Below are 6,574 nucleotides of genomic sequence, written 5' to 3'. Positions count from 1 at the left end.
CTCCGCTCCCGCCAACACCACCACCGCGACCGCCGGCACCGCCGACTCCGGCGAGGCCGCCCGCGCCTCCCGCAGCCGCAACCGCAACCGCATCCGCAGCGGCTCCCTCGGCGGCACCACCTCGTCGGCCCCGAGCGACGCCTCGGCCACGGAGTCCACCTCCACGGGCTCCGGCTCCGAGCACCACGACGGCAACAGCGCGCCCCGCCGCCGCTCCCGCTCCCGCAACCGCGCCCCCCGCGCCGAGTAGCGCCCGCGACCGACTAACAGTAGATCTGAAGAGGACCGACCCCGCACAGGGCGTCGGTCCTCTCCATTTCTCCCGTTAGACCTCACCGCCGCACCGCGCGCCAGCCCCAAGCGCCGTAACTTGCACAGAATCAGCGACACCGACGCGCTATACGGCCCCGGTCCCCCGTATTCCCTGCACAACTAGCCGCCACCACCACCACCGATGCTGATGAGTTACTACACATCTGAGCCAGACCGACCCGCTATACGCGACCACTGTCCCTCAGATGCGTAATAACTCATCACCCCGACAGAGTCCCGCCGGATGCGAACGCAACAGGGCCCACTCGACGACCCAGAGTGGCAGCGTGGCCGCGAAGCGACCGCGCCGCCACATGTCCCCCGCGCCGCAGAGGCGGCGGCGCGGCTAATAAACCGGCGCCGACCCCGAAGACCGCGCGATCAGCGCCTCCAGGACCTCAGGCGCCGTCGTGTTCTCCCCCAGCCGGTTCGGCTTGCCCTCACCGTGGTAGTCGCTCGAGCCCGTGAGGGCGAGTCCGAACCTGGAGGCGAGATCCCGCAAGTGCTCGCGCCCCTCGGGCGTGTTCTCGCGGTGGTCGATCTCGAGCCCGAAGAGCCCCGCCTCCACGTACTGCTCCATCGAGTCCTCGAGCGCGAGGTCGGCGCGACTCACCGTGGCGGGGTGCGCGATCACGGGCACACCGCCGGCGGCCACGACGAGCTCGATCCCGGTGAGCGGATCCGGTGCGTAGTGCGGCTGGTAGTACCCCGCCCGCCAGTGCAGGATCCCCGCGAAGGCGGCACTCCGGTTGGGCGCATGGCCCCGCGCCACGAGAGCGTCGGCGATGTGCGGTCGGCCCACGGTGGCGCCGGGGTTCGTCTGCGCCACCACGTCGTCCCAGGCGAGGTCGTAGTCGCGACCGATGCGCTGCACCATCTCCTCGGCCCGCAGCAGCCGGGCCTCCCGGATGCGCGCCGTCTCGGCCACGAGCCGCGCGTCCGACGGATCGAACAGGTACGCGAGCAGGTGCACGCTCGACCAACCCACGCGGGTGCTGAGCTCCATGCCGGGAATGAGGGTGACGCCGTTCTCGCGGGCGGCGGCGGATGCCTCGCTCCAGCCCGCGGTCGAGTCGTGGTCGGTGAGGGCCACCGTGCCGAGCCCGGCCTCCCGTGCCGCACGCACGAGCTGGGCGGGCGACTCGGTGCCGTCGGAGACCCTGCTGTGCGTGTGCAGGTCGATCGGCTCCCGGAACAGCCGATCGGAAGACATCCCTCCATGCTAGCCAGTCGGGATGTGTGCCCGTCGCGACGCGCAGCCCGTCACGAGACGCCGCCCAGCCCGGAGGTGGAGAATGGACGCATGGCAGATCCCATCAGCACCGCCCCCGCCACGAGCGCCACCCACGCCGAGTCCGGCCACGCCGAGCCCAGCCACCCCGAGCACGGCCACGCGGAGCACGGCCCCGCCGAGCACGCCGCCCCCGAGGCCACGGAGGCCCCCGAGCCGCGCGCCACAGGCAACCGCTCCACCACGCCCTCCTCCGACCGCTTCCGCGACTACATCGGCAGCGGCTGGGCCGAGCGGGACGAGCCCCTCCCGCCGGCCCGCGAGCAGGCCGCCTTCGCCGCCACCCGCCGGGCCGCCGTCTCGGCCGCCTTCCCGGGCAAGCGCCTCGTCGTCCCCGCCGGCGCCCCGAAGCAGCGCTCCAACGACACCGACTACCCCTTCCGCGCCCACTCCGCGTTCTCCTACCTCACCGGCTGGGCGTCGGACTCCGAGCCCGGCGCATTCCTCGTCTTCGAACCCGCTGCCGCCGACGCAAGCGACGCCGGAGCCGACGATCCTGTCGCCGACACAGCAGCCCACGACGTCACCCTCTACTTCCGTGAGCGCGCCGGCCGCGACAGCGACGAGTTCTACGCCAACTCCGAGATCGGCGAGTTCTGGATCGGCCCCCGCCCCTCCCTCGCCCAGGTCGCGAGCGACCTCGGCCTCCCCACCGAGGGCATCGCCGCCTTCGCCGACGTCGTCTTCGACGACAGCACCCTCGTGGTGCGCGAAGCGGCCGAGGGCCTCCCCGAGGGAGCTGGGGAGGAGGCCGACGCCGACTTCCACCGCACCCTCTCCGAACTCCGTCTCGTCAAAGACGACTACGAGATCGAGCAGATGCGCCAGGCCGTCGCCGCCACCGCCCGCGGCTTCGACGACGTCATCCGCGACCTCCCCACGAGCTCCGCGCACGACCGCGGCGAGCGTCTCGTCGAGGGCGTCTTCAACACCCGCGCCCGCCTCGACGGCAACACGGTCGGCTACGACACCATCGCGGCGAGCGGCCCGCACGCCTGCATCCTGCACTGGACCCGCAACGACGGCCCCGTCGTGCCCGGCGACCTCATCCTGCTCGACGCGGGCGTGGAGCTCGACAGCCTCTACACCGCCGACATCACCCGCACCCTCCCCGTGAACGGCACCTTCTCCCCCGTGCAGCGTCAGGTCTACGAGGCCGTGCGCGAGGCAGCGGATGCCGCGTTCGCGATAGTGCGCCCCGGCATCCGGTTCCGCGAGATCCACCAGACGGCGATGGCCGTGATCGCCCGCCGCACCGCCGAGTGGGGGCTGCTCCCGGTGAGCGCCGAGGAAGCGCTCGAGGCCGACAACCAGCAGCACCGCCGCTACATGGTGCACGGCACGAGCCACCACCTCGGCATCGACGTGCACGACTGCGCAAAGGCCCGCCGCGAGATGTACCTCGACGGCGTGCTCGAGCCCGGCATGGTGTTCACGATCGAGCCCGGGCTCTACTTCCAGCCCGACGACCTCACGGTGCCGGCCGAGATGCGCGGCATCGGCGTGCGCATCGAGGACGACATCCTCGTGACGGCCGACGGCGCCGAGAACCTCTCCATCGGCATCCCGCGCACGGCCGACGAGGTGGAGGCCTGGATGAGAAGAATCCAGGAGTAGCGGCTACGGCGCGGGCGGGGCGTCGAGCGCCGTACGGGCCCGGTTCGCGTGCTCCGGGCTCACGATGACGGAGTACGACGACGCCACGACCTGCATCACCGAGGTGAAGTCGCGCCGGCGCCGCCCCAGGCTGTAGACCACGATGTTGAAGAACAGCCCGAACCCGGCGCCGATGAGCGCCGCGGCCCCGATGAAGAGCACGTTCGCGCTCTCGGGCGCGAGCAGCACGAACAGCAGCCCGAAGAAGATGCCCACCCAGAGCCCCGAGAGAGCTCCGGTGAGCGCAGCCCGCGGATAGCTCATGGCCCCTGTGACGCTCTCGACGCTCTTGAGGTCGCTGCCCACGATCGACACCTCCTTCACCGGGAAGTCGGCGCGGGCGAGCCGGTCGACGGCCGCCTGCGCGTCGCTGTAGGCCTCGAAGGTGGCCACCACTTCGCCGCGCGGGATCACGGGGAATCGGGTGCTGCCTCGGCGCGGCTGGGGAGGTCGGTCGCTCACCCTCCCATCCTCCCACGGCGCCCTGGCAGCCTCCCGGGCGCACCCAGCCGGACGGTCTAGGTTAGTAACCGTGAGTGCCACCAGAGTCTTCGTCGCCCGTCTGGCGGGGTGCACCGTCTTCGACCCCGCCGGCGACCGGCTGGGCAAGGTGCGCGACGTCCTCGTGGTCTATCGCAAGAGCGATCCGCCGCGGGTCGTCGGCCTGATCGTCGAGATCCCGGGCCGCCGGCGTGTGTTCGTCTCCATCGGCCGCGTCACGAGCATCTCGAGCGGCCAGATCATCACGACCGGTCTCATCAACGTGCGCCGCTTCGAGCAGCGCGGCGGCGAGGTGCGCGTGATCGCCGAGATGCTCGGGCGCGCGGTCGTCTTCCGCGACGGATCGGGTCAGGCCGTGGTGGAGGACGTCTCGATCGAGGAGCACGGTCCCGGCGAGTGGGCGGTCTCGCAGCTGTTCGTGCGCCGACCGAAGACGAGCCCCTCCCCGTTCGCCAAGGGCGCCACGGTGTTCGCCACCTGGGACGACGTGGTGGAGAAGACCTCCGCCGGCCAGGCCCAGTCGGCCGAGCAGCTCATCGCCACCTACAGCGACCTCAAGCCCGCCGACCTCGCCAACACCCTCCTCGACCTGCCCCAGGCCCGCATGCTCGAGGTCGCCGAGGAGCTGCCGGACGACCGTCTCGCCGACGTGCTCGAGGAGATGCCCGAGAGCGAGCAGGTCGAGATCCTCGCCCAGCTCGACGATGACCGGGCCGCCGACGTGCTCGACCAGATGCAGCCCGACGACGCGGCCGACCTCATCGCCCAGCTCTCCGAGGAGCGCGGCGAGCACCTCCTGGAACTCATGCAGCCCGAGGAGGCCGACGACGTGCGGATGCTCCTCGCCTACGCCCCCGACACAGCAGGTGGCCTCATGACCACCGAGCCCATCATCGTGAGCGCCGACGCCACGGTGGCCGAGGGGCTCGCGCTCATCCGCCGGCACGAGCTCGCCCCTGCGCTCGGCGCCGCCATCTGCGTCACCCTCCCGCCCTACGAGCCGCCCACCGGCCGCTTCCTCGGCATGGTGCACTTCCAGCGGATGCTCCGCTACCCGCCGCACGAGCGGCTCGGCACGATCCTCGACCAGGGTCTCGAGCCCGTCACGGCCGACACGAGCGCCGCCGTGGTCTCCCGCATCCTCGCGAGCTACAACCTCGTCTCGGTGCCGGTCGTCGACGACAACCATCGACTCGTCGGGGTGGTGACCATCGACGACGTCCTCGACTTCCTGCTTCCGGACGACTGGCGCAGCCAAGACAATGACGACGACCCGCCTCCCGCAGCGGATCGCCCAGCCCCGGGAGGTGTGACGACCAGCACAGCCTCCATCGCCATCGCACGCCCGAGCATCCGTGAGAGGAGGAGTGGTCGTGGCACGAACCCCCGCTAACCGGCCCGACACCGGCCTCGCCGCGCCCAAGGGGCGCCGCACCCCCATCATCTCCCGTCGCCCGGTGCAGGGCCGCGACCGCTTCGGCCGCTTCACCGAGTCCATCGCGCGCGCCATGGGAACCCCGTGGTTCCTGTTCGGGCTCACGCTGTTCTGCGTCATGTGGATCCTCTTCAACACCTACGGTCCCGAGGGCCTGCGCTTCGACTCCGCGGCCATCGGGTTCACGGCGCTGACCCTCATCCTGTCGCTCCAGGCCTCCTACGCGGCCCCGCTCATCCTGCTCGCCCAGAACCGTCAGGACGACCGCGACCGCGTGCAGTTCGAGCAGGACAGGCAGCGCGCCGAGCGCAACCTCGCCGACACCGAGTACCTCGCCCGCGAGGTCGTGGCGCTCCGCCTGGCGCTGCAGGACATGGCGAGCAAGGAGTTCATCCGCTCCGAGCTGCGGTCGCTCCTCGAGGAGCTCGACCGCGACGCGAAGACCCCCGAGCGCCAGGAGTGATCGTCACCGGCCCCGGCACCTCCCCCGGCTCCGGCCCCGGCCCCGAACGCGGCTCCGGCCCGGATCTCGCGGCGGCGGTGCGCACGGCGCTCGGCCGGGTGATCGACCCCGAGATCCGCAAGCCCATCACCGAGCTCGACATGGTGGGCGGCGTCGACGTGACGGCCGAGGGCGCCGCGTCCGTGGCCCTCAAGCTCACGATCGTCGGATGCCCCGCGGCCGCCACCATCGAGCGCGACGTCCGCGACGCGGCCGGCTCGGTGCCGGGCGTCACAGGGGTCTCGGTCGACGTCTCGGTGATGACCAAGGAGGAGCGCTCCGCCCTCACCGAGCGCCTCCGCGGCCCCGGCGGCGCACGCACGATGCCGTTCGGTCCCGGATCCCTCACCCGCGTCTACGCCGTCACGAGCGGCAAGGGTGGGGTCGGCAAGTCGACCCTCACCGCCAACCTCGCCGTGGCCCTCGCGGCACGTGGGCTCTCGGTGGGGCTCGTCGACGCCGACGTCTACGGCTTCTCGATCCCCGGCATCCTGGGTCTCGTCGACGACGCCGGGGTGGCCGCTCGGCCCACCCGAGTCGACGACATGATCCTGCCGCCCGTCGCCCACGGCGTGAAGGTCATCTCGATCGGCATGTTCATCGATCCCGAGCAGGCCTCCGCCACGGGTGGCGCCGTGGCCTGGCGCGGACCGATGCTGCACCGCACCATCACCCAGTTCCTCACCGACGTCTACTTCGGCGACCTCGACGTGCTGCTGCTCGACCTGCCGCCCGGCACGGGCGACGTGGCCATCTCGATCGGTCAGCTGCTGCCGAACGCCGACGTCATCGTGCTCACGACCCCGCAGGCCGCCGCCGCCGACGTGGCCGAGCGATCGGGGCTCGTGGCGATGCAGACCGGCCAGAACGTCTACGG

General features: G+C 71.6%; 6 protein-coding genes and 1 pseudogene. 5 read left to right on the top strand and 2 right to left on the bottom strand.

What is annotated here, in order from left to right; translation table 11 throughout:
- Positions 1-250: pseudogene (locus Q0D57_RS18870) on the top strand (hypothetical protein); the annotation flags it as partial.
- Positions 251-658: 408 nt separating this feature from the next.
- Here Q0D57_RS18870 and Q0D57_RS18865 read toward each other — a convergent pair.
- Positions 659-1,525 (bottom strand): PHP domain-containing protein, encoded by an 867-nt coding sequence (locus tag Q0D57_RS18865; protein ID WP_291046937.1) that lies wholly within the window; start codon positions 1,523-1,525, stop codon positions 659-661.
- A gap of 90 nt (positions 1,526-1,615) precedes the next feature.
- On the opposite strand from Q0D57_RS18865, the gene Q0D57_RS18860 reads away from it, so the two are divergent.
- Positions 1,616-3,220 carry an aminopeptidase P family protein gene (locus tag Q0D57_RS18860; RefSeq protein ID WP_291046935.1) on the top strand — a complete coding sequence of 535 codons (1,605 nt, stop codon included), beginning with the start codon at positions 1,616-1,618 and terminating at the stop codon, positions 3,218-3,220.
- Positions 3,221-3,223: 3 nt separating this feature from the next.
- Here Q0D57_RS18860 and Q0D57_RS18855 read toward each other — a convergent pair whose 3' ends face one another.
- Positions 3,224-3,721 (bottom strand): general stress protein, encoded by a 498-nt coding sequence (locus tag Q0D57_RS18855; protein ID WP_291046934.1) that lies wholly within the window; start codon positions 3,719-3,721, stop codon positions 3,224-3,226.
- Positions 3,722-3,791: 70 nt separating this feature from the next.
- Here Q0D57_RS18855 and Q0D57_RS18850 point away from each other — a divergent pair, with 70 nt between their 5' ends.
- The 3 genes from Q0D57_RS18850 to Q0D57_RS18840 form a co-directional block, all read left to right on the top strand.
- Entirely contained in the window at positions 3,792-5,153 is a 1,362-nt protein-coding gene (locus tag Q0D57_RS18850) for a CBS domain-containing protein (RefSeq protein ID WP_291046933.1), read from the top strand.
- Entirely contained in the window at positions 5,134-5,658 is a 525-nt protein-coding gene (locus Q0D57_RS18845; protein ID WP_291046932.1) for a DUF1003 domain-containing protein, read from the top strand. Before Q0D57_RS18850 ends, Q0D57_RS18845 begins: the two co-directional genes overlap by 20 nt.
- A gap of 77 nt (positions 5,659-5,735) precedes the next feature.
- Positions 5,736-6,574: P-loop NTPase (locus tag Q0D57_RS18840; protein ID WP_291046938.1), on the top strand; the 839-nt coding region annotated here is incomplete at its 3' end.

Source organism: Herbiconiux sp., from assembly GCF_023264895.1.
Lineage (GTDB): Bacteria > Actinomycetota > Actinomycetes > Actinomycetales > Microbacteriaceae > Herbiconiux.
Note: the sequence above shows the minus strand (reverse complement) of the source record. Positions and strands in the feature narration are given on the sequence as shown.

Bases quoted from the DNA above. Each gene is read 5' to 3' on its own strand.
- Q0D57_RS18865 (WP_291046937.1), bottom strand. From the start codon at position 1,525: ATGTCTTCCGATCGGCTGTTCCGGGAGCCGATCGACCTGCACACGCAC.
- Q0D57_RS18860 (WP_291046935.1), top strand. From the start codon at position 1,616: ATGGCAGATCCCATCAGCACCGCCCCCGCCACGAGCGCCACCCACGCC.